Origin of the sequence: Pseudomonas sp. R2-37-08W (assembly GCF_003851705.1) — a bacterium.
Classification (GTDB): Bacteria; Pseudomonadota; Gammaproteobacteria; order Pseudomonadales; family Pseudomonadaceae; genus Aquipseudomonas.
In genome coordinates this window covers 5,303,627-5,326,248 of the sequence record NZ_CP027728.1, presented here as the reverse complement: position 1 = coordinate 5,326,248, position 22,622 = coordinate 5,303,627, and the positions used below count along the sequence as shown (strand labels likewise).

Below are 22,622 nucleotides of genomic sequence, written 5' to 3'. Positions count from 1 at the left end.
AGCAAGGTGAGTCTAGAGGCCAAATCGCAAATGGCTGTACGAATGTTTCACAACGTGCCGGTTATGCTCGGTGATCCAACTAAGTGCCGTGCGTGCGGTCTAGAATCCGTCCACTTCTTTCGAGGAAATCATGCCGTGAAATTGCTCCTTGGCGCGTTCGCCCTAGTTTTTCCCGTTATCACCGCCTTGCCCGTGATGGCCGCCGAACCGACCCTCTACGGTCGCTACGAATACATTCAACTGCCGGAAATCGGCCAGACCTTCAAGGCCAAGATGGACACCGGCGCGTTGACCGCCTCGCTGTCGGCCCGCGATATCGAAACCTTCACCCGTGATGGCGACGACTGGGTGCGCTTCCGCCTCGGCGGCAAGGACGCCGACAACAAAGTCTACGAGCACAAGGTCTCGCGCATCAGCAAGATCAAGAGCCGCGCCGACGAAGATGACGACAAGGACGAAGCCAGTGTGGCCAAGCGCCCGGTGATCGACCTGGAGATGTGCCTGGGTGACGTCAAGCGTACCGTCGAGGTCAACCTTACCGACCGCAGCAGCTTCAATTACCCGCTGCTGATCGGCGCCAAGGCCTTGCGTGAATTCGGTGCAGCAGTAAACCCGGCCCGTCGTTACACTGCCGACAAACCGGACTGCTGACGGACCCACATGCCGCATATCCTGATTGTCGAAGACGAAGCGGCGATTGCCGACACGCTGATTTTCGCCCTGCAAGGCGAGGGCTTTAGCACCACCTGGCTGAGCCTGGGCCAGGCGGCGCTGGAGCATCAGCGCCAAACCCCGGCCGACCTGATCATCCTCGACATCGGCCTGCCCGACATCAGCGGTTTTGAAACCTGCAAGCGACTGCGCCGGTTCAGCGAAGTGCCGGTGATGTTCCTCAGCGCGCGCGATGGCGAGATCGACCGGGTGGTGGGGCTGGAAATCGGCGCCGACGATTACGTGGTCAAACCCTTCAGCCCGCGTGAAGTAGCGGCCAGGGTGCGGGCGATTCTCAAGCGAGTCGGCCCGAATGCGGCGCCTGCGGTGTTCCAGGTCGACCTGGAACGCATGCAGATCCACTATCGCAGCCAGGCGCTGAGCCTGACGCGTCACGAATTCCGCCTGCTGCAAAGCCTGCTGGAGCAACCCGAGCGTGTGTTCAGCCGCGAGCAACTGATGGACGCGGTAGGCGTACCCGCCGACGCTGGCTACGAGCGCAACATCGACAGCCATATCAAAAGCCTGCGCAGCAAGTTGCGCAGCGTGGCCGCCGATGCCGAACCGATCCAGACGCATCGCGGCCTGGGTTACAGCTACAGCCCGAGCCATAGCTGATGCGCCTGGGGCTGCGGATTTTCCTGGTGTACGCGCTGTTTATCGGCCTGACCGGTTACTTTGTGCTCAACACGGTGATGAAGGAAATCCGCCCCGGCGTACGCCAGTCCACCGAAGAAACCCTGGTGGACACCGCCAACCTGCTCGCCGAAATCCTGCGCACCGATGTGAAGAACGGCACCCTCGGCCAGAGCCACTGGCCGCAGGTGCTCAAGGCTTACGGCAATCGTCAGCCGGGTGCGGTCATCTGGGGCCTGCCGAAGAACCAGGTCAACCACCGCATCTATGTCACCGACGCCAAGGGCACGGTATTGCTCGACTCCACGGGCGAGGCGGTGGGCCAGGACTATTCCAGGTGGAACGACGTGTACCTGACCCTGCGCGGTGAGTACGGCGCGCGCTCAACCCGCAGCGAAGCGGATGACCCAACCTCGTCGGTGATGCACGTGGGCGCGCCGATTCGTGACGACGGCCGGATTATCGGCGTGGTGACCGTGGCCAAGCCCAATAGCTCGTTACAGCCCTACGTCGACCGCACCGAGCGGCGCCTGCTGTGGTATGGCGCCGGGCTGGTGACTCTGGGCCTGCTGCTGGGCGCACTGTTGTCTTGGTGGCTGAGCGTCGCCCTGAAACGCTTGACCGCCTATGCCGAGGCCGTCAGCGAAGGGCGTCGGGCCGAGTTGCCCCATTACCGTGGCGGCGAGCTCAAGCAGCTGTCCACCGCTGTCGAACACATGCGCACGCAGCTGGAGGGCAAAGCCTATGTCGAACATTACGTGCACACCCTGACCCATGAACTGAAAAGCCCGCTGGCGGCCATTCGTGGCGCGGCGGAGTTGCTGCAGGGCGACATGACCCGCGAACAGCAGCAGCGTTTTGTCGGCAATATCGACAGCGAAAGCGCGCGCCTGCAGCAGCTGATCGAGCGGTTGTTGAACCTGGCGCAGGTGGAGCAACGCCAGGGGTTGGAAGAACAATCGAGTATCCCGCTGGCCGACCTGGTCGATGACGTACTCAAGGCGCAATGTGCGCGGATCGAAAGCGCCGGCCTGCAGGTCGAGCAAAGTATTGGCGCCGATGTGAGGGTGTTTGGCGAACCCTTCCTGCTGCGCCAGGCCTTGGGCAACCTGCTGGACAACGCCCTGGACTTCACCCCGCCCGGCGGCGAGCTGCGGTTCAGTGCGCAGGTGCGGCACAACGACGTTCGGGTGAGCCTGTTCAACCAGGCCGCGCCGATTCCGGATTACGCCTTGCCGCGCCTGAGCGAGCGTTTCTATTCCCTGCCGCGTCCGGCCAGCGGGCGCAAAAGCACCGGCCTGGGCCTTAACTTTGTCGAAGAAGTGATGAAGCTGCACGGCGGCGCGCTGCAGATCGGCAACGTACCGGGTGGCGTGGAGGTGGTGCTGCATCTCCACACAATCTCCACACTGCCCACATAAATCCCCCACACAGGCTGCCCAGACTCTCCTCATCAAAACAGGGAGAGTCCCATGAACCGCAGCCTGCTTTTCAAACTTGGCGCGATTGCGCTGCTGATCCTGCTGTTGCTGATTCCGTTGCTGATGATCAACGGCATCATCAGCGACCGCCAGCAACTGCGCGACGGCGTATTGATGGACATCGCCCGCAGTTCCAGCTTCGCGCAGCGCCTCACCGGCCCGGTGATGGTGGTGCCTTATCGCAAGACGGTGCGCGAATGGAAACTCAATGAAAAACTCAACAAACGCTACGAAGAAACTCGTGAGGAGCGCGGCCGTCTGTATTTCCTGCCGGAGCGCTTTGAACTCGACGGCCAGGTGCAGACCGAGCTGCGCGCACGGGGCATCTACCAGGCGCGGTTGTTTCATGCCGACAACCGCATCAGGGGGCGTTTCCAACTGCCTGCCCAACTGGGCATCACGGAAAACTTCGCCGACTACCGTTTTGAACCGGCGTTTCTGGCGATGGGCATCAGCGATATTCGCGGCATCGAAAATGCGCTGACGCTGGAGCTGGGCGATCAGCGCCTGGAATTTGCGCCGGGCTCCCTGGTGGACTGGCTGGGGGAGGGCGTGCATGTGCTGCTGCCCGACCAGGACAGCAGGAAACCCGCCGCCGTGGACTTCGCCTTTGACCTGCGCCTGCAGGGCACCGAACAACTGCAGGTGGTGCCCGTGGGCAAGACCAGTCAGGTATCACTTGCTTCCAACTGGCCGCACCCAAGCTTTATCGGCAACTTCCTGCCGGCGCAGCGGGAAGTCACCGACAAGGGCTTTACCGCCCACTGGCAAACCTCGTTCTTCGCAACCAACCTCGAGCAGGCCCTGCAAACCTGCCTGGACCGCCAGGGCTGTGATGACTTCAATAACCGCAGCTTCGGTGTGAACTTCATCGACCCGGTGGACCAGTACCTCAAGAGCGAACGCGCGATCAAATACGCGCTGCTGTTCATCGCCCTGACCTTTGCCGGCTTCTTCCTGTTCGAAGTGCTCAAGAACCTGGCGGTGCACCCCATCCAGTACGCCTTGGTGGGCTTTGCATTGGCGTTCTTCTACCTGCTGCTGTTGTCGCTGTCCGAGCATCTGGGGTTTGCCCTGGCGTACCTGATATCGGCCAGCGCCTGTGTATTGTTGATCGGCTTCTACGTGTGCCATGTGCTGCGCAGCGTGATCCACGGCCTGGGCTTTTCGGTGGGCTTGGCGGCGTTGTATGGGTTGTTGTACGGGCTGCTGAGTGCCGAGGATTACGCGTTGCTGATGGGCTCGTTGTTGCTGTTCGGCCTGCTGGGCACGGTGATGGTGCTGACGCGCAGGCTGGATTGGTATGGCGTGGGCAAGCGCAAGACGGCAGAGCCGTTGCAGTTCGATCTGGAGGCGGTGCAATGATCGGGTTGCGCGAGGACCAGCAAATGAAGGCCAGGATGATCGACTTCCTCAATCACACCGCCGCTCAATGTGGGAGGGGGCTTGCCCCCGATAGCGGTGGTTCAGAGAAAAATGAGCGCAATGACACACCGCAATCGGGGGCAAGCCCCCTCCCACATTGGGTCCGTGTGAACATCACGCGGGCGGTTGGGTCTGCTGCATCGAAGGCCGCTGGCTGACCTCGGCGTACCAGGCGGCAAGCCTTGGGTTATCCATGCGCCATTGCAGGTCGGGATGGCGAAAGTCGAGGTAGCCCAAGGCACAGGCCACGCTGATCGCGGCGATGTCGAAGTGGCTGGCCAGTTCGGCAATCGCCTCGGCTTCCAGCTCGGCCAGTGCGCGCCGCATTTTGTTGCGCTGCTCGTCCAGCCATTGATCCCAATGTTTCTCCACCGGGCGCATCGCAGTCTCGTAGCGCACCAGCACGGCGGCATCCATGATCCCGTCGGCCATCGAGGCCAGAGTCAGGCGGCGCCAGCGGGCCGAGCCGTCGCGGGGGATCAGCGGGTTGCCGACGTGCTGGTGGTCGAAGTAATCGAGGATCACCCGGCTGTCATGCAGTACCGAACCGTCGGCCAGGCGCAGGGCCGGGATCTTGCCGACCGGGTTGCCTTGCACCACATGCGCGTCCGGGTTGACGGGGGTGGGCATACAGGCATGCAGGGCCACACGGTCCTGCTGGCCGGTCTCGATCAGCAGCACGCGGACTTTGCGCACGAACGGCGACGCGGGGTTGTGGAACAAGGTCATGCTGGGGACGGACATGGGCATTCCTCGAAATGGGATGTGGCTAGCCTAGAGGCTTGCGCCGTGGCTGGCGAGGGGGATTTTTGGTGGTTTTGCAGGCCTCATCGGGGGCAAGCCCCCTCCCACATTTAACAGTGTTCACAATTCAAGTGTGGGAGGGGGCTTGCCCCCGATAGCCATAGGTATCTACACAACTTGGTGTAGCCCTGAACCTGTGGCGAGGGAGCTTGCTCCCGTGGCGACCTGGTGGCCTATAGCTATCTGACTGATGCCGCGCGATCCAAATGTGGGAGGGGCGGTGCGACGATTCGCCTTGCCTCCGATGGCGGTCTGACAGCCGACCAGGATGTTGGATCAAGGCGAGTACATATCCGTTGCTGCGGTAACGGCGGCTTAGGGTTCCGCCCTTACGGCGTCTCACTTTTGAAAAGCGCAAAAGTAAGCAAAACGCTCTTGCCCCACCACTCGGCACCTCGCCTAGGCTCGGTGTGCCCGTAATCCGACAGTGATTTGGGGGCCGCCGCCACGCGCCATCCATGGCGCGGGGCGGCTAAACCGGCATCCCTGCCGGTTTACCCCCCAAATCACTGTCGGATTCCGGCCAGCGTGGTTTAACGGGGCGCCTAGATCAAAAGCAAGATCAAGAGCGGCTCGCTTCGCATCGTGGTTACTGTTGGCTGCTACAAAATTGTGTAGATACCTATGCCCCGATAGCACCCTCAGCCGCGCCGCTTGAACAACGCCCATGCACCAATGCCAGCAGGAACGCCCAACCCGACCCAACTCAACGCATCCCACCCCCGTCCCCCAGCAACGCCGCAAACAACCCGGCGGCGCTGAGCAGGCCAATCCCCAGCGGAATGCCAAACACTTTCCAGAAACTCGACTGCCGGGGCTTCATGCCTTGCCCGCCTTGCGCCGTACGATCCACAGGTAAATGCCGCTAACCAGCACGATGATGGTCAGCACATCCAGCGCCGCCCAGAGGATCTTCATCGGCATGCCGCCGTAGTCACCGAAGTGCAACGGCTGGGACATGCCCATGGCGTCCATGTACCAGGGCCGTGCGGCGATGGCGGTCACGGCCAGGGTGCTGGCGTCGATCAATACCGGGGTGAGCAGATGGGAGGTGAGGTGCGTGCTGCCCTTCATGAACACGGCGTAGTGATGTTCGCTGGAAAAGCGCGTGCCGGGGAAGGCGATGAAGTCCGCTTGCATGCCGGGGGCGGCATTGGCGGCGATGCTCAGCAATTCGCTGGCCGGGGCGCGCTGGGTCAGCGGCGGGGCGTTTTTATAGGGTTCGATCATGGCGCTGAGGGCGTCCTCGCGCCAGGCGGCGATGATCAGGTCGGCGCTGGCGCTGATCACACCGGTCACGCCCACCACCAGTGCCCAGGTCAGGGTGACCACGCCGATTAGGTTGTGCAGGTCGAGCCAGCGCAGGCGAGTGGACTTGTTTTGGCGCACGGTAGCGAACTTCAAGCGGCGCATGAACGGCAGGTACAGCACCGTGCCCGAGACGATCGCCAGCACGAACAGAACCCCCATGAACGCCAGCAACAGCTTGCCTGGCAGCCCGGCGAACATGTCCACATGCAGGCGCAGCAGGAACAGGGTGAGCCCGCCATTGGCGGAGGGCATTTCCACCGCTTCGCCGGTACGCGCATCCAGCATGAAGGTGTGGGACGAATTCGGCTCGGTGCCGGCCGTGGCGGCCATGATCGCGATCACACCGTTCTGGTCGTCCTCGTCCCACGCCAGGTACTGCATGGCCTCGCCGGGTCGATGGGCCTGGGCCTTGGCCACCAGTTGCTCCAGGTTGAGTTGCGGCGTCCCGGCGGGCATCTGCTTGAGCTGCGGCTCGTTGCCCAGCAGATGGTCGATCTCGTGGTGAAACACCAGCGGCAAGCCGGTTAGGGCGAGCAGCAGCAGGAATACGGTGCAGATCAGGCTGGTCCAGGTGTGGATGAAGGACCAGCGGCGGATGGTTTTGCTTTTCATGTTCTAGCCTTCAGACACACCAAAGCCGCCCCTGTGGGGCGGCCCGGTTGTTAACTCAGCCGATTACCACTGGTAGGTGGCACTGGCGACGACGCTGCGTTGGTCGCCGAAGTAGCAGTAGGAACCGTCACAGGTGGAAATGTAATCCTTGTTGAACAGGTTGGTCGCGTTCACTTTCACCGACGCGCCCTTGAGGCTGTTGTCCAGGCGGCCGAGGTCGTAGTGCACGGCGCCGTCGAATACGGTGTAGGCGTTGGCTTTGCCGGACCAGGTATTGGCCTGGTCGCCATAGGTATTGCCGGTGTAGCGGGCGCCAAAACCAATGCCGAACCCATCCAGTGCGCCGGTGTGCCAGGTGTAGTCGGTCCACAGGGAGGCTTGCTGGTTTGGCATCAGTTGCAGGCGGTTGCCTTTGAAGTCACCTTTTTGCACTTCGGATTTGGCCAGGGTATACGCCGCGATTACCTTGAGGTTTTCGGTTACGTCAGAGATAGCCTCCAGCTCCAGGCCCTTGACCTTCACTTCGCCGGTCTGGTCGGTGAGTGACACGCCACCGGACTGGAAGCTGGTGACCAGCACGTTTTTCTGAGTGAGGTCATACACCGCCGCACTCAGCAGCGTGTTCGAGCCCGGCGGCTGATACTTGACCCCCAGTTCCCACTGCTTGCCCTCGGTGGGCTTATACGATTCTGTAGGGGAGACGCTGGCGTTGCTCGCCGGTTGGAACGATTCGGCGTAGGAGATATACGGTACGAAGCCCGAGTCGAACACATAGCTCAGCGCCGCGTTGCCACTAAAGTTCTTGCTGCGGTCGGTGTTGGTCGCATCGTTCTTGTTGAAGTACGTGGTGCCTTGGTGCACCCAGTCTTCACGACCGCCCAGGGTCAGGCGCCAGTTGTCGAGTGCCATCTGGTCCTGGACGTACAGCCCTGTCTGCACGGTTTTCTGGTTGTAGTCATAGAACGCCGTGGAGCGCGCTGGCCGCACGACCGGCTGGGTATTGATCGGGTTGAAGATATTGACTGTTCCGGCGGGGCCAAAGATCGACAGGTATGAGGTATCGGTGCGCTGGTGATCCAGGCCCAGCAGTAACGTGTGGGTGATATCGCCGGTGGCGAAGTCCGCCTGGAAATTGTTATCCACCGCGAACTGGCTGATGTCCTCGTTCACGTTGGTCGACGAGCGGCTGATATTGCCGGCCGCGTCCGCTGGCGAGTAGGCGAACGAGCCCACGGTCAATTGTTGGAAAGCCAGTTCCGACTTGGTGTAGCACAGGTTCTGTTTGAACTGCCAGGTGTCGTTGAAACGGTGTTCGAAGGCATAGCCCAGCGCGTAGTAGGTTCGGTCGTAGAACTCGTAATCGGGGTCACCGAGGTTCTTGTGGTGGGAAACGTCGCCCAGCGGCGATTTGATCTTGGTGCCTTGGATCGGCAGGAACTGGCTGGTGGTGCCCGTATCGTCACGGGTGAACTGCGACAGGAAAGTCAGCTTGGTATCGGTGTCGATATTCCAGGTCAGGCTTGGCGCGATGTTGTAGCGCTTGTTGTCGATGTGATCGACCTGGGTGCCGGCATCGCGCACCACGCCGCTAAGGCTGTAGAGAAACTGGCCTTCATCATCTATCTTGCCAGTGCTTTCGAAATTGATCTGGCGGTAGTTGTCACTGCCGTACTGCACCTGGACAGCGTGGCTCGATTCTGCGCTGGGGCGGCGGCTGACCATGTCCAACAGGCCGCCCGGCGGGGTCTGACCATAGACCGACGAAGCCGGGCCGCGCAGCAAAGCGAGGCGATCCAGGTTCCAGGTTTCGGCTTTCGGGTTGGCGTACACGCCACGGGGCAGCGGCAGGCCGTCAAGGAACTGGGTGGGCTCGAAACCGCGTACGCGCATCCAGTCATAACGGGTGTCGCTGCCGTAGCTGGCGGAGACGATGCCGGGCATGTATTTGACGGCGTCGTCGAGGTTCTGCACGTTGCGATCCTGCATTTGCTCGCGGGTCGCCACGGAGATGGAACGCGGCGCCTCGACCAGGGCCGTGTCTGTCTTGCTGCCGGCGGCGGTGCGTTTCGCCAGGTAACCGTCGACCGGCCCCCACGCGCTCTCATAACTGCCCTGACCAATAATGCTCGTCTCCGGCAACGCCACGACACCGTCCGCAATCGCCACCAACGTAAACGTCCCGGCGCTGCTCTGCTCCAACTGCAACCCCGTGCCCCGCAACGCTTCACGCAACGCACCCTGCGCGTCGAACTGGCCCTTGACCGGGGCCGAGGTCTTGCCGGCGGCGAGCGCCGGGTTGAGGGTGAGGGCGAGGCCGGCCTGGCTGGCGATCTGGTTCAGGGTGGAGGCCAGTGGGGCGGGCGCCAGATTGTAGGCGCGCACGCTGGTGGCCTGTTCGGCGGCGATCAGCGGGGCGCTGACCAGCGGGACGCCGAGGGCAATCGCCACGGCTAACAGGCTGGGGCGCAACAAAGTGTCTAGCGTGCGGGACATGGGCGGCTCCTGAATGAAAATATTTCTCAATTGCCTAGGTGCCGGACGAGAATCGGAAAGTGATAGGGCGGGGTGAAAATATTTTTTTGGTGGTGTTCTTGAGAGCCTCATCGGGGGCAAGCCCCCTCCCACATTTTGAATGTATTCACAAATCAAAGTGTGGGAGGGGGCTTGCCCCCGATAGCGATTGCCCAGGCACTGCAAACCCTAAGGCTTACCCTTGACGGTCACCCACCACGGCGTGTGCTGCTCGATCTGCACCGGCAGTGTGGGCAACAGCGCATTGAGCGCCAGGGTAGTGTCGTGCAGTGGGAAGCTGCCGGTGATGCGCAGGTCGGCCACGTTGTCATCCACGCCCAGATGGCCGGTGCGATACCGGCCGAGTTCCGCCACCACATCGACCAGGCGGGCGTTGTCGACGACGAGCATGCCGCGGGTCCAGGCGTCGGTGGCCGGGGGGACGGCAAGCAAAGGGCCCAGGCCATCGCTGCGCATCAGCACTTGCTGGCCTTGCTTGAACACCTGCTCCTGATGCAGTGCCTGTGGCTGGGCGGCCACGGCCGATTGCAGCACGCTCAGGCGTGTGGCGTGGTCTTCGCGCCTGACGATAAACCGCGTCCCCAACGCCCGCAGGTTGCCGTCGCGGGTCTGGACAGAGAACGGACGCGCATCGTTGTGGCCGGTCTCGACGAAAATTTCGCCTTCCTGCAACACGATCAAACGGTGCTTATCGTCGAAACGCACGTCAATTGCGCTGTGGGTATTGAGCGTGATCCGGGTGCCGTCAGCCAGTGTGAGTGTGCGCTGCTCGCCGGTGGCGGTGCGTTGATCGGCCAGCCAATAGTGGATCGGCACGTACCGCTCACCGGCAAACAACGCCAGCCCAACTACCAGCGCAATGCTCGCCAGGCCACGGCCCAGCTTGCGCATACGCTGGCGAACGCTTTCGCGCGACTGCAACAACGCGGCCCGCGCAGGGCCGCAGGCTACGCTGAAACGCTGGTCGAGCATGCCCAGCTGGCGCCAGGCGCGGGCGTGTTCTTCATCGCTGGCCAGCCATTTGGCGAATTCTTGCTGTTCCACCTCGCTGCCATCGCCTGCGCCGAGGGACAGTTGCCAGGCAATCGCGGCGTCCAGCACGCGGGCCGACACCGGCTTGGAGCTGATCAGCGTCACGTCGGCTCGCCATACAGCGCGATGTAGCACTGGCGAATGCCCTGGGCCAGGTACTGGCGCACACGCGGCACCGACACACCCAGGCGCTGGGCGATTTCTGCATGGGCCATGCCGTCGAGGCGGTTATAGAGGAACGCGGCGCGGGCTTTGCTCGACAGTGTGCCGAGCAGGCGGTCGATGGCTTTGAGGTCCTCAAGGATCAGGTGCTGTTCTTCGGGCGAAGGGTGTTCGCTTTCCGGAATCAGCATCAATTCAGTGAGGTAGGCCTGTTCCAGGGCGGCGCGGCGGAAATAATCGAACAGCAAGCCCTTGGCAATAGCTACCAGAAAGGCGCGTGGCTCGCGGGGTGCGCGCAGCCCGTCTCGGCCCAGCAGGCGCATGAAGGTGTCCTGGCTGAGGTCTTCGGCGCGGCTCGGGCAGGCTACGTTGCGCCGCAGCCAGGCCAGCAGCCAGCCACGATGGTCGCGATACAACGCGCCAACAAGCTCACTGTGTGGGGGCTGGACCGACGACAAGGCATCACCGAATAAAGTTTAAACTAACGAGAATTATTCGCGATTGTGTCAGAGGCGTGGGATGGGCGCAATTGGCGTCTGTCGGGAGATCGTTCCCACGCTCTGCGTGGGAATGCCGCCCTGGACGCTCCGCGTCCCCTAGAAAGACGGAGCTTGTTTACGCCGCTTCCACTGGGATAAACGCTCTTGCAGCGTCTGGGGCGTGTCGATGTGTTGCTGGCGCGCACGGCTGAACAGAATCAGCATCAGCTCCGCCGTCGCCAATGCGTCGGCGCTGGCGTGATGGCGCTCGCCCACCTGCAATTTGAAATGGCCGATCCAGTCATCCAGCCCCGCCTCGCGGATGTTCGCTTCAGGGCATAACAGCGGGGCGATCTCGGCCACATCGAGAAACGGGTGGGTCAGGCGATAACCCAGGCTGTCCATCAGCGCCCGGCACAGCATGTGTTGATCGAACGGCGCATGGAAGGCCAGCAGCGGGCTGTCGCCAACGAACGCCATGAAGTCCAGCAGCGCGTCCACCGGGTCGCTGCCGGCCGCGATGGCGCTGGGGCCGAGGCCGTGGATCAACACGCTGGGGCTGAGTTTGGTGGCGGTGCGTTGCAGGGTGCGTTCGAACATCTGCGAGAAGTCCACCGCCCCGTCCTCGATCACCACGGCGCCGATGGACAGCACCTGGTCACGGTTGAGGTTCAGGCCGCTGGTTTCCAGGTCGACCACCACCCAGCGCTGGCTGCGCAATGTGCCATGGCCCAGCGCCGAGGGCCCGCGCAACTCGGCCAGGCGCTGCTGCTGCGCCGCGTCGAGCCTGGGTTTTTTCGCGCGCAGCCAACTGAACAGGCTCACAGTTGATAGCGCAAGGTCAGGCTGCTTTGCAGGCGCTGGGCCTGACGCAGGGATTCGCGCAGGATGCGCCGGTCCAGATGGTTGAGGCTGTCCGGATCGACGCGGTTGGAATACGGCTGGTTTTCCCGCGTCTGCACCTGGTGCTGCTGCATGCGGGTTTGTTGGATGAAGTGATAGGCCTCTTCATACGCGGCGCCGTCCAGCGGCTCGATCACGCCCTTGGCGACCAATTGGCGCAGCCGCTCCAGGGTGTTGTTGGCGTGCACGCCGTGGGCCAGGGCCAGCAGGCGCGCGCCGTCCACAAACGGTGTGAGGCCCTGCACCTTGAGATCAAGGGTGGCCTTTTCACCGCTTTTGCGCGTCAGCACGAACTCGCGAAAGCGCCCCACGGGTGGGCGTTGGCGCAAGGCATTCTCGGCCAGCATGCGCTGGAACAGTCGGTTGTCCGCCACCTGATCCAGAATGCCCTGGCGCAGTTGCTCGCAGCCCTGCTCGTCGCCCCACACCACCCGCAAGTCGAAATAGATGCTCGACCCCAGCAGATTCTCCGGCGTCGCTTCGCGGATGAAGGCGCCAAACCGCCGCGCCCACTCGGCCCGCGACAGGCACAGCTCCGGGTTGCCGGCCATGATATTGCCCTTGCACAGGCTGAAGCCGCACAGCGCCAGGCTCTGGTTGATCTGTTGCGCCAGGGGCAGCAGGCGCTCGCGAATGTCGGCGGCCTCCACGGCGTCTTTGGCCTCGAACAAGATGCCGTTGTCCTGGTCGGTGTACAGCGTCTGTTCGCGGCGGCCTTCGCTGCCAAAGCACAACCAACTGAAGGGCACGCCGGGGTCGCCTCTTTCCGCCAGGGTCAGCTCGATGACCCGGCACACGGTGTGATCGTTGAGCAAGGTAATGATGTGGGTGATCTGGGTCGACGAAGCGCCGTGGGCCAGCATGCGTTCGACCAGTTGGCCGATTTCGCCGCGGATCGCCACCAGCTGTTCCACCCGGGACGCGTTGCGGATGGTCCGCGCCAGGTGCACCAGGTCGACGCGCTGCAGGGAAAACAGATCGCGCTCCGATACCACGCCACACAGGCGCCGGTCCTGCACCAGGCATACATGGGCGATATGCCGCTCGGTCATGGCGATCGCCGCGTCGAACGCGCTGTGGTCCGGGGACAAGAAAAACGGCGCCTGGGTCATATGGCCGGCGATGCCTTGACTGAAATCACCGGTACCGTCGGCCACCACCTGACGCAGGTCACGCAAGGTGAAGATGCCCAGCGGCGCCTTGTGCTCATCGACAATCACAATGCTGCCGACCTGCTGCTCGTGCATCAGCCTCACCGCTTCGCGCAGCGCGGTGTCCGGGCTGCAGGTGACGGGATGGCGCATGGCCAGTTCACCCAGGCGCGTGTTCAGGGAATATTGGGTGCCAAGGGTTTCCACGGCTTTTTGCTGCACCTGCTGGTTGACCTGGTCAAGCAGGCTGCTGACACCGCGCAAGGCGAAATCCCGAAACGGGCTGGACAGGGCGAACAGCTTGATGAACGCCATCTTGTTCAGTTGCAGGCAGAAGGTGTCCTCGGCGGCTTTGTGCTCGGTGCGGGTGGCGCGTTCGCCGAGCAAAGCGGCGAGGGGGAAGCACTCGCCGGTGGTGATTTCGAACGTGGTATCCGCCGAGTCCGGGCGCTCGCCGACCACGCGGCCCTGCTTGACGATATAAAAATGCTCGACCGGCCCGCCCGACGGTTTGAGGATGCTGTCGCCGGGGCCATAGAAGCGCAGTTGGCACTGTTCCACCAGAAACGCCAGGTGCGCCTGCTCCATCTGATTGAATGGAGGGAAGCGTTGCAGGAATTGCAAAGTGCCATGGATGTTCTGCAACACGGCGGTTTTACCCGCCTGCGTGAAAGCATCAGCTTTACTCATAACAGTGACCGCAGTTTTTTTGTCGTTATCGTGCTGCATGGTCGACTGCCGCACGGCGGGTGCCCATTGGACGTAAGTCTAGGTTGGTGAAACCCACGCAAAACTAAGGAAAAACCTTACACGACTATCGTCCAAAACCCGTAGAACACCCACTAGGCAAACTTTCCGACGAAGTGCACATTGTTCGCCCTCCCGCAGATGTCTGACGAGTGTGCTGCGAGATTGATGAGAATTGCTGAGAACTGTATGTCCGACCACGATATTTTGAGTGATGCCGAGCGCGAGGCGCTGAGCGCCGTGATGCTGGAGCCCGATTTACCGCCCCAACGTGTATTGATCGTGGACGACGACAAGGATGCGCGTGAATTGCTTGCGGAAATCCTCGGGCTGAACGGCATTCGCTGCATGACGGCTGACAGTGGCGAGGCAGCGTGGGATTTGTTGAAGTCCACCAGCTCCATCGGTTTGCTGATCACCGACCTGCGCATGGCACCAAGCAACGGTTTGGAATTGATCCGAAAAGTGCGCGAGTCGACCCGTGCGGCGTTGCCGATCATCATCATGTCGGGGGACGCCGAAGCGCCGGATGTAATCGATGCCATGCACTTGAGCGTGGTGGATTTTTTGCTCAAGCCGATTGATAGCGTGAAGTTGGCGAAGTTGGTCAAACGCGAGTTGGGGATGGCGCAGTAGGAGTGGTATTTACCGTCGGTCGGGACTGTCAGATTTCACAGTATCGGCGTTTTGAGGGGGGTTGTTTAATCGTTTGGAGGGTGCTGGTTCGGCATCGGTACCTAATCAAGCGACGAACAGGAGTTCATCATGAGTACTGAAAAAAACAGCCCATTGCACAGGGCCAATATTCGCGCCGTTGTTAATAAAAAAGATGTTAATTTTAGTCCGGATCAGTTTGATGGTAGTAGTTCCAGGGTCAGGATGGAGGCGAGCTTTGACTCCACGTACCTGGAAATTGACTATGGTGCTGGCCTGACATCGGGTACCCACACGTTACCGCATACGCAATTCAAGGTGAAATATAGAGACCCTGCTGGACAAGATTTTACTCATGTAGCAGCAGGCACCCTCGTTGTGGAAGTTATTGGGAATACGCATAACGGTGAGTTGACCGACATAAAAGTTGATGGAACGGGGAGTGGGGCTGGATCTACGCTCCAACTTTCGGGTGACTACCTCATTGTGGTTAGTTAAACCTTGATACTCGCGATGTAATAAAAAAGCCCCCGGCCATATGACCGGGGCTTTTTTATTTCAGTAGTCAGTTACAAACCATTCCTGGCCTTGAACTCCCGACGCCGACGATGCAACACCGGTTCGGTATAACCATTGGGCTGCTTGGTCCCTTCAATCACCAGCTCAACCGCTGCCTGGAACGCGATGTTGCTGTCGAAATCCGGCGCCAGCGGGCGGTACAACGCATCCCCGGCATTCTGACGGTCCACCACCGGCGCCATGCGCTTGAGGCTTTCCATCACTTGGGCTTCGTTGACGATGCCGTGGCGCAACCAGTTGGCGATGTGCTGGCTGGAGATACGCAGGGTGGCGCGGTCTTCCATCAGGCCGACATCGTTGATGTCCGGCACTTTCGAGCAACCCACGCCCTGGTCGATCCAGCGCACCACGTAGCCGAGGATGCCCTGGGCATTGTTGTCCAGTTCGTTGCGGATTTCTTCGTCAGACCAATCGGTGTTGCTGGCCAGGGGAATGGTCAGGATATCGTCCACGGATGCGCGCTCGCGCTTGGCCAGTTCGGCCTGGCGCGCGAACACGTCAACCTTGTGATAGTGCAGCGCATGCAGCGCAGCCGCAGTGGGCGATGGCACCCACGCGGTGTTGGCGCCGGCCAGTGGGTGCGCGATTTTCTGTTCGAGCATCGCGGCCATCAGGTCGGGCATCGCCCACATGCCTTTGCCGATTTGCGCACGCCCTTGCAGGCCCGTGCTCAAACCGATATCGACGTTCCAGTTCTCGTAGGCGCCAATCCATTTTTCCGCTTTCATGGCGGCCTTGCGCACCATCGCGCCGGCTTCCATGGAGGTGTGGATTTCGTCGCCGGTGCGGTCGAGGAAGCCGGTGTTGATAAACACCACGCGCTCGCTGGCCGCCTTGATGCAGGCCTTGAGGTTGACGGTGGTACGCCGCTCCTCGTCCATGATCCCGACTTTGAGCGTATTGCGCGGCAGGTTCAGCACGTCTTCGATACGGCCGAACAGCTCGTTGGTGAACGCCGCTTCCTCCGGGCCGTGCATCTTCGGTTTGACGATGTACACCGAACCGGTGCGGCTGTTCTTGCGCGTACTGTTGCCGTTGAGGCTGTGGATCGCCGCCAGGCTGGTGAGCAGGCCGTCGAGGATGCCTTCCGGCACTTCGTTGCCGTCTTTATCGAGGATCGCGTCGATGGTCATCAAGTGGCCAACGTTGCGCACGAACAGCAGCGAACGGCCATGCAGGGTCACGTCGCTGCCATCCACGCCGGTGTAGACGCGGTCAGGGTTCATGGTGCGGGTGAAGGTCTTGCCGCCCTTGGCCACTTCTTCGGCCAGGTCGCCCTTCATCAGGCCGAGCCAGTTGCGGTAGATCACCACTTTGTCGTCGGCATCCACGGCGGCGACGGAATCTTCGCAGTCCATGATGGTGGTCAGCGCGGCTTCCATCAGCACGTCTTTGACGCCGGCCGCGTCGGTCTGGCCGACCGGGGTGCTGGCGTCGATCTGGATCTCGAAGTGCAGGCCGTTGTGCTTGAGCAGAAGCGCAATCGGCTCGGCCGCAGGGCCCTGGAAACCGATCAACTGCGCGTCGTCACGCAGGCCGCTGTTGCTGCCGCCCTTGAGGCTGACGATCAGCTTGCCGTCGACGATTTTGTAGCCGGTGGAATCAAAGTGGCTGCCCGCACTGAGCGGCGCGGCTTCGTCGAGGAACGCACGGGCGAAGGCAATGACCTTGTCGCCGCGCACTTTGTTATAGCCCTTGCCCTTTTCCGCGCCGTTGGCTTCGCTGATGGCGTCGGTGCCATACAGCGCGTCATACAGCGAACCCCAGCGCGCATTCGAGGCGTTGAGGGCGAAGCGGGCGTTCATCACCGGCACCACCAGCTGAGGGCCGGCCATGCGCGCGATTTCATCGTCGACGTTTTGGGTCGAGGCCTGGAAGTCTGCGGCTTCTGGCAGCAGGTATCCGATGTCTTGCAGGAAGGCTTTGTAGGCCACCGGATCGTGGGCCTGGCCAGCATGGGTCTGGTGCCAGGTATCGATCTGCGCCTGGAAATCGTCGCGTTTGGCGAGTAGGGCTTTGTTCTTCGGGGCCAGGTCGTGGATGACCTTGTCGGCGCCGGCCCAGAACTGGTCGGCAGTGATGCCGGTACCGGGAATGGCTTCGTTGTTCACGAAGTCGAACAGGACTTTGGCGACCTGCAGGCCACCGACTTGAACGTGTTCAGTCATTGCTTGCCTCACTCTGCGGAGCTTATGCGCTTTTTCAGATTTTCATTATGTAGTGCACGGTTGGGCATACTACATGATGACTTGCGGTTGTGAAAATTAGACTAAATACGTCGTTTAGCGACTCACTTTGGTCGTACGGTCACAGCGGAGAACCAGATGTTCTCAAAAAACTATCGGATTGTTCCAGATAAATATAAAAATGGTACACGATTTGTTTTCGAGGGCTCCCGGGTCCACCTTGTAGATTGAATTCCAGAGGGCTTCGCCATGGACCATCTTGTACTCACAATTATCGCCGCCGACAAACCCGGCCTGGTTGAGCGCATCGCGCAAAACATTGCCGCCCACGGTGGCAACTGGCTGGAAAGCCGCATGGCCCATATGGCCGGGCAGTTTGCCGGGATTCTGCGTGTCAGCGTTCCCGCAGAGAGTCGTCAGGCATTGGTGGGGGCGCTGGAGGATTTATCCAAACACGGCATTCGCGTGCTGGTGGGTGAGGGCAGTTCCGGGCAGGCGTCGGCTTCAAAACCGATTGTGATGACCCTGGTGGGCAATGACCGCTCGGGCATCGTGCGTGAGATCACTGCGCTGTTGAGCCAGCAGGGCGTTAACCTGGAACGCTTGAGCACCGATGTGCGCCCGGCGCCGATGAGTGGCGATCCGCTGTTTAACGCCGAGGCCTTGCTGCAGGTGCCCTCGACGTTATCCCTGGAGACGTTGCAGGCCTCCCTGGAAACCCTGGCGGATGATTTAATGGTGGAACTGCGCGCCGACGAATAACCACGCACAAGGTTATGCATGGAAATCTTGCATGGGCCTGTGGATAACCTGTAGAGACCCGTCGCCAGGCCACGTCAAACGGGGCTTCTCGCTAACTGAGCAAAAAACGAGCAGTTTCAAGGGCTTGTGCACAAATGGCGGGGATCAGGTTGTGGATAACCTTGGGGTGAATCGCTGCAAGCCACGAAGTCCGTGGCTTGCAAGGGTTTGTACGTTATTTGATCAGCGTTTGCGCATGGTCAGCCAGGCGTCCAGGCTGTAGATAACCAGGCCGGCCCAGATAAAGGCGAAGGCGATCAACGTACTGGGCGCCAGATGTTCGCCGAACAGCAGCACGGCTTCCAGCAGCACCAGCGTTGGCGCGACGTACTGCAGAAAACCCAGTGCGGTGTAGGGCAAGTGTCGCGCAGCGGCGTTGAAGCACACCAGCGGGACCAGCGTGACGGGCCCGGCCGCCACCAGCCACCAGGCCTCGGAGGTGCTCCAGAACGGCAGTTGTGCACTGTGCGCCGTCGGGTTGAACAGCAACCACGCGATGGCAATCGGTACCAGCATCCAGGTTTCCACCACCAGCCCCGGCAGCGCTTTGACCGGCGCCTGCTTGCGAATCAGGCCATAGAAGCCAAACGTCAGCGCCAACACCAATGACACCCACGGCAAGCTGCCGACCTGCCACACCTGTTGCGCCACACCGACCGCCGCCAAACCCACCGCCACCCATTGCAGACGACGCAGGCGCTCGCCGAGCAGGAGCATGCCGAGCAGCACATTCACCAGCGGGTTGATGTAGTAACCCAGGCTCGCTTCAAGCATGCGCCCCGTGTTCACCGACCACACGTAGGTCAGCCAGTTGGCGGCGATCAGCGAGCCACTGAGGGCGAGGATCGCCAGGCGCCTGGGGTTGTCGCACAGCTCGCGAAACCAGCCTGGGTGTTTCCACACCATCAACAGCAAACCGCCGAACAGCGCCGACCACAGCACGCGATGCACGATGATCTCGGCGGCGGGCACACTGGCAATGGCTTTGAAATAGAGCGGGAACAGACCCCAGATGACATAGGCACTCAGGCCCAGGATGTACCCCTTGCGAGGGTTGGCGGCGTGCATTGCAGAATCCTTGCTTAGGCAGCTAACAAAGCGCGATTGTAATTGGGTTTTCCGATCCTTCCCACGCTCTGCGTGGGAATGCCGATTTGGACGCTCTGCGTCCGCTCTTTGTGTGACGCAGAGCGTCACCCGATGCATTCCCACGCGGAGCGTGGGAACGATCAGCGGTCAGAAGAGTTTGAGGGGTTCTTCATTGAGCGCCGACAACTGCTCACGCAACGCCAGCACCTGATCGCCCCAATAGCGCTCGCTGCCAAACCACGGGAAGCTGTGGGGAAATGCCGGGTCTTCCCAACGTCGCGCCAGCCAGGCGCTGTAGTGCATCAGGCGCAGGGCGCGCAAGGGTTCGATCAGGGCCAGTTCCCGTGGGTCGAAGTCGTGGAACTCCTGGTAACCGTCCATCAATTCCGACAGTTGGCCCAGGCATTCCTGGCGATCCCCGGCGAGCATCATCCACAAGTCCTGCACCGCCGGGCCCATGCGGCAGTCATCCAGGTCGACGATGTGGAACATCTCGTCGCGGCACATCATGTTGCCGGGGTGGCAGTCGCCGTGCATGCGGATGTTCTTGTGCGGGGTGGCCTTGTACACCTCTTCCACACGCTTGAGCAGGTCGCGGGCCACGGACTCGTAGGCCGGCAACAGGCTCTTGGGAATGAAGTTGCCTTCGAGCAACGTGGTCAGGGAATCATGACCGAAGTTCTTCACGCCGAGCGCTTCGCGGTGTTCGAACGGGCGGGTGGAACCCACGGCATGCAAACGCCCGAGCAATTGCCCGAGGCGATAGAGCTGGTCGAGGTTACCCGGCTCCGGCGCCCGGCCGCCACGGCGTGGAAACAGAGTGAAGCGGAAACCTGCGTGTTCGAACAGGCTTTCGCCGTTGTGGATCAGCGGGGCGACCACCGGTACTTCGCAGTCGGCCAGTTCGAAGGTGAAACGGTGCTCTTCCAGGATCGCTTCGTTGGTCCAGCGCTGGGGCCGGTAGAACTTGGCGATCAGGGGTTCGGAGTCTTCGATGCCCACCTGATACACGCGGTTTTCGTAGCTGTTGAGCGCCAATACGCGGGCGTCGCTGAGAAAGCCGATGCTTTCGACGGCGTCGAGCACCAGGTCGGGAGTGAGTGTTTCAAACGGGTGGGCCATGCGAACTCCTGCGCGCAGCAGGGCGCCGCGTCCGGCCGGGTATGGTAACGCACCGGGCTTGAGATAGGTGGGGGCTGTGCTATCGCCATCGGGGGCAAGCGCCCTCCCACACTGGAATGTATTCGCAACTCAACTGTGGGAAACAGGGGAATCTGTGCCATTGCAATTGGGGGCATGCCCTCCACACACTTGAATGTATCAGCAGGTCAAAATGTGGGAGGGGGCTTGCCCCCGATAGCGGTTTGTCAGGCGCCGACAACCCCACCATCATCACGCCGAATCGCCACCACCGACGAACGCGGCTTGCCATTCGGCAGGTGCTCCGGCCAGGTCGACCCCCCGGTTTCACCCGGATGCTGAATGCCCACGAACAGGGTTTTCTGATCCGGCGAAAAGCTGATCCCGGTCACTTCACACGCCACCGGCCCGACCATGAACCGGCGGATTTCTCCAGTAGCAGGGTCTGCGCAGAGCATCTGGTTATTGCCCATGCCGGCGAAGTCGCCTGCGTTGCTGTAGTCGCCGTCGGTGAGGATCCACAGGCGGCCGGTCTTGTCGAAACCCAGGCCGTCCGGGCTGTTGAACATATTTTGCGGATTGATGTTGGACGAGCCGCCCTTCGGCGAGCCCGCGTGCACGCCGGGGTTGCCGGCGACCACAAACAGGTCCCAGGTGAAGTGCGTGGCACCGTGGTTATCGGCGTCGGCTTTCCAGCGCAGGATCTGGCCATACACGTTCTTTTCTCGCGGGTTGGGCCCGCCCACCGGCTGGCCGTCTTCGCCGCGCTTGGCGTTGTTGGTGAGTGTGCAATAGACCTGGCCGTCGGTGGGGCTGACCACGATCCATTCCGGGCGGTCCATGCGCGTGGCTTTCACCACGCTGGCAGCCAGGCGGGCATGAATCAGCACTTCGGCCTGGTTGGCAAAGCCGCTGCTGGCATCGATGCCGTTTTTGCCATGGGTGAGTTCGACCCACTGGCCTTTGCCCTTGGGATGATCGGCGTCGCCATCGCCCGCGTCGAAGATCGCCACGTACAAGGTGCCGTGATCAAGCAGATCCTTGTTGGTTTTCGGGTTGTTGTGGTCGATCCGATCGCGGCTGACAAACTTGTAGATGAACTCGCCGCGCTCGTCATCGCCCATGTACACCACGGCGCGGCCATCGCGGGTTTCTGCCAGCGCGGCATTTTCATGCTTGAAGCGGCCCAGGGCAGTGCGCTTGACCGGTGTGGATTGCGGGTCGAACGGGTCGATTTCCACTACCCAGCCATGGCGGTTGAGTTCGTTGGGGTTCTTGGCCATGTCGAAGCGCGGGTCGTGGGTGTGCCAGTGGATGTCTTTGCTGGCGGCGACCACGCCATAGCGTTTTTGCCCGGCGTCGAAGGTTTGCTGTGGGTCGCTGCTGCCGAAGCAGTCGGTGAAGTTCTCTTCGCAGGTCAGGTAAGTGCCCCACGGCGTCTTGCCGTTGGCGCAGTTCTGGAAGGTGCCGAGGGCTTTCTTGCCGGTCTTGTCGGCGCGGGTTTTCAACCAGTCGTGGCCGGCGGCAGGCCCGCTCAGGCAGATCGGCGTGTTGCCGTGGATGCGTCGGTTGTAGCGTGAGTCCTGGACGAACTGCCAGGTATCGCCCTTGCGCTGTATTTCGATCACCGAAACGCCTTCGCTGGCCAACGCCTTGCGCACGTCTTCGGCCGATTGCGGCGCGCCGCCGTGGGCGTAGAGGTAGCGGTAGTTGGTGTATTCGTTGTTGATCGCCATCAGTGCGCGGCGGTCGTCACCGGGGAAAGGAAACAGGCTCATGCCGTCGTTGTTGTCGCCGAACTGCTGTTCCTGGGCCTCGGCGGTGCCGTTGCCGCTGGGGTCGAAGGCTGGGGCGCGCTTGCTCAAGGGCTGGCCCCAACTGATCAGCACCGAGGCGCTGTAGCCGGGCGGCAGGGTGATGGCGTCGCTGGTAGCCGCACCGATGCTGGCAAACCCCAGCAACGGGCTGGCAGAAGCGGCGTTCACGGCCAGTGCGCTGCGGCTGAGCAGGTTGCCGCCCAGGAACATCGCAGCGCCGCACAGGGCGCCGGCGCCGATGAAGCGGCGACGGGTGAGGCCGACCATCTGTTCGAGGTCGGTGGCTTGGTTTTCTTCTAATAAGTTCATGTCAGGCTCCCTACGGTTTTTGCAGACACCTTAAGGAGCGCGCGTGACGAAATTGTTGCAG

Annotated in this window: 18 protein-coding genes and 1 pseudogene; 7 read left to right on the top strand and 12 right to left on the bottom strand. The window is 61.6% G+C overall.

Annotation, left to right across the window (positions count from 1 at the left end):
• Window positions 1-135 precede the first annotated feature (135 nt).
• From C4J93_RS24655 to creD, 4 genes are read left to right on the top strand one after another with little or no spacing between them, the layout of a single operon-like run.
• Window positions 136-651: an ATP-dependent zinc protease gene (locus C4J93_RS24655; protein ID WP_372238155.1), complete on the top strand. Its 516-nt coding sequence runs from the start codon at window positions 136-138 to the stop codon at window positions 649-651.
• Between the two features lie 9 nt (window positions 652-660).
• A complete protein-coding gene (gene creB / locus C4J93_RS24650; RefSeq protein ID WP_124430657.1) occupies window positions 661-1,329 on the top strand; it encodes a two-component system response regulator CreB in 669 nt (222 codons plus the stop codon).
• Window positions 1,329-2,768: a two-component system sensor histidine kinase CreC gene (gene creC, locus C4J93_RS24645; RefSeq protein ID WP_124430656.1), complete on the top strand. Its 1,440-nt coding sequence runs from the start codon at window positions 1,329-1,331 to the stop codon at window positions 2,766-2,768. The genes creB and creC overlap by 1 nt, the downstream gene beginning before the upstream one ends.
• A gap of 51 nt (window positions 2,769-2,819) precedes the next feature.
• The gene (gene creD, locus C4J93_RS24640; protein ID WP_124430655.1) at window positions 2,820-4,193 is read left to right on the top strand and encodes a cell envelope integrity protein CreD; all 1,374 of its coding nucleotides are present in this window, start codon (window positions 2,820-2,822) and stop codon (window positions 4,191-4,193) included.
• 174 nt (window positions 4,194-4,367) lie between these two features.
• Here the strand turns inward: creD and C4J93_RS24635 are convergent, their stop codons facing one another.
• From C4J93_RS24635 to C4J93_RS24590, 8 genes and pseudogenes are all read right to left on the bottom strand, one after another.
• On the bottom strand, window positions 4,368-4,997 hold the full coding sequence (locus tag C4J93_RS24635) for a glutathione S-transferase N-terminal domain-containing protein (RefSeq protein ID WP_124430654.1): 630 nt from the start codon (window positions 4,995-4,997) through the stop codon (window positions 4,368-4,370).
• Window positions 4,998-5,698: 701 nt separating this feature from the next.
• Window positions 5,699-5,880, bottom strand: a pseudogene (locus tag C4J93_RS24625) (hypothetical protein).
• Window positions 5,877-6,980: a PepSY domain-containing protein gene (locus tag C4J93_RS24620; protein ID WP_124430652.1), complete on the bottom strand. Its 1,104-nt coding sequence runs from the start codon at window positions 6,978-6,980 to the stop codon at window positions 5,877-5,879. The pseudogene C4J93_RS24625 and the gene C4J93_RS24620 overlap by 4 nt, the downstream one beginning before the upstream one ends.
• A 63-nt stretch (window positions 6,981-7,043) precedes the next feature.
• A complete protein-coding gene (locus C4J93_RS24615) occupies window positions 7,044-9,473 on the bottom strand; it encodes a TonB-dependent siderophore receptor (protein WP_124430651.1) in 2,430 nt (809 codons plus the stop codon).
• A gap of 207 nt (window positions 9,474-9,680) precedes the next feature.
• On the bottom strand, window positions 9,681-10,649 hold the full coding sequence (locus tag C4J93_RS24610; protein ID WP_124430650.1) for a FecR domain-containing protein: 969 nt from the start codon (window positions 10,647-10,649) through the stop codon (window positions 9,681-9,683).
• On the bottom strand, window positions 10,646-11,164 hold the full coding sequence (locus C4J93_RS24605; RefSeq protein WP_124364692.1) for an RNA polymerase sigma factor: 519 nt from the start codon (window positions 11,162-11,164) through the stop codon (window positions 10,646-10,648). The genes C4J93_RS24610 and C4J93_RS24605 overlap by 4 nt, the downstream gene beginning before the upstream one ends.
• Before the next feature lie 138 nt (window positions 11,165-11,302).
• Window positions 11,303-12,010, bottom strand: coding sequence for a PolC-type DNA polymerase III (locus C4J93_RS24595; protein WP_124430648.1), 708 nt, complete (start codon window positions 12,008-12,010; stop codon window positions 11,303-11,305).
• Complete coding sequence (locus C4J93_RS24590) at window positions 12,007-13,929, bottom strand: putative nucleotidyltransferase substrate binding domain-containing protein (RefSeq protein WP_124368596.1); 1,923 nt, start codon at window positions 13,927-13,929, stop codon at window positions 12,007-12,009. Before C4J93_RS24590 ends, C4J93_RS24595 begins: the two co-directional genes overlap by 4 nt.
• 246 nt (window positions 13,930-14,175) lie before the next feature.
• On the opposite strand from C4J93_RS24590, the gene C4J93_RS24585 reads away from it, so the two are divergent.
• Entirely contained in the window at window positions 14,176-14,622 is a 447-nt protein-coding gene (locus C4J93_RS24585) for a response regulator (RefSeq protein WP_124430647.1), read from the top strand.
• A gap of 129 nt (window positions 14,623-14,751) precedes the next feature.
• The gene (locus C4J93_RS24580; RefSeq protein ID WP_124430646.1) at window positions 14,752-15,138 is read left to right on the top strand and encodes a hypothetical protein; all 387 of its coding nucleotides are present in this window, start codon (window positions 14,752-14,754) and stop codon (window positions 15,136-15,138) included.
• 71 nt (window positions 15,139-15,209) lie between these two features.
• Here the strand turns inward: C4J93_RS24580 and C4J93_RS24575 are convergent, their stop codons facing one another.
• Window positions 15,210-17,387 carry a malate synthase G gene (locus C4J93_RS24575; protein ID WP_124430645.1) on the bottom strand — a complete coding sequence of 726 codons (2,178 nt, stop codon included), beginning with the start codon at window positions 17,385-17,387 and terminating at the stop codon, window positions 15,210-15,212.
• 267 nt (window positions 17,388-17,654) lie between these two features.
• On the opposite strand from C4J93_RS24575, the gene C4J93_RS24570 reads away from it, so the two are divergent.
• On the top strand, window positions 17,655-18,167 hold the full coding sequence (locus tag C4J93_RS24570) for a glycine cleavage system protein R (RefSeq protein ID WP_124430644.1): 513 nt from the start codon (window positions 17,655-17,657) through the stop codon (window positions 18,165-18,167).
• A 222-nt stretch (window positions 18,168-18,389) separates the two neighbouring features.
• Here the strand turns inward: C4J93_RS24570 and rarD are convergent, their stop codons facing one another.
• The 3 genes from rarD to C4J93_RS24555 form a co-directional block, all read right to left on the bottom strand.
• Entirely contained in the window at window positions 18,390-19,274 is an 885-nt protein-coding gene (gene rarD, locus C4J93_RS24565; protein ID WP_124430643.1) for an EamA family transporter RarD, read from the bottom strand.
• Between the two features lie 168 nt (window positions 19,275-19,442).
• Window positions 19,443-20,417 carry a serine/threonine protein kinase gene (locus tag C4J93_RS24560; RefSeq protein WP_124405471.1) on the bottom strand — a complete coding sequence of 325 codons (975 nt, stop codon included), beginning with the start codon at window positions 20,415-20,417 and terminating at the stop codon, window positions 19,443-19,445.
• Window positions 20,418-20,662: 245 nt separating this feature from the next.
• Window positions 20,663-22,561 (bottom strand): PhoX family phosphatase, encoded by a 1,899-nt coding sequence (locus tag C4J93_RS24555; protein ID WP_124430642.1) that lies wholly within the window; start codon window positions 22,559-22,561, stop codon window positions 20,663-20,665.
• Window positions 22,562-22,622: the final 61 nt, after the last annotated feature.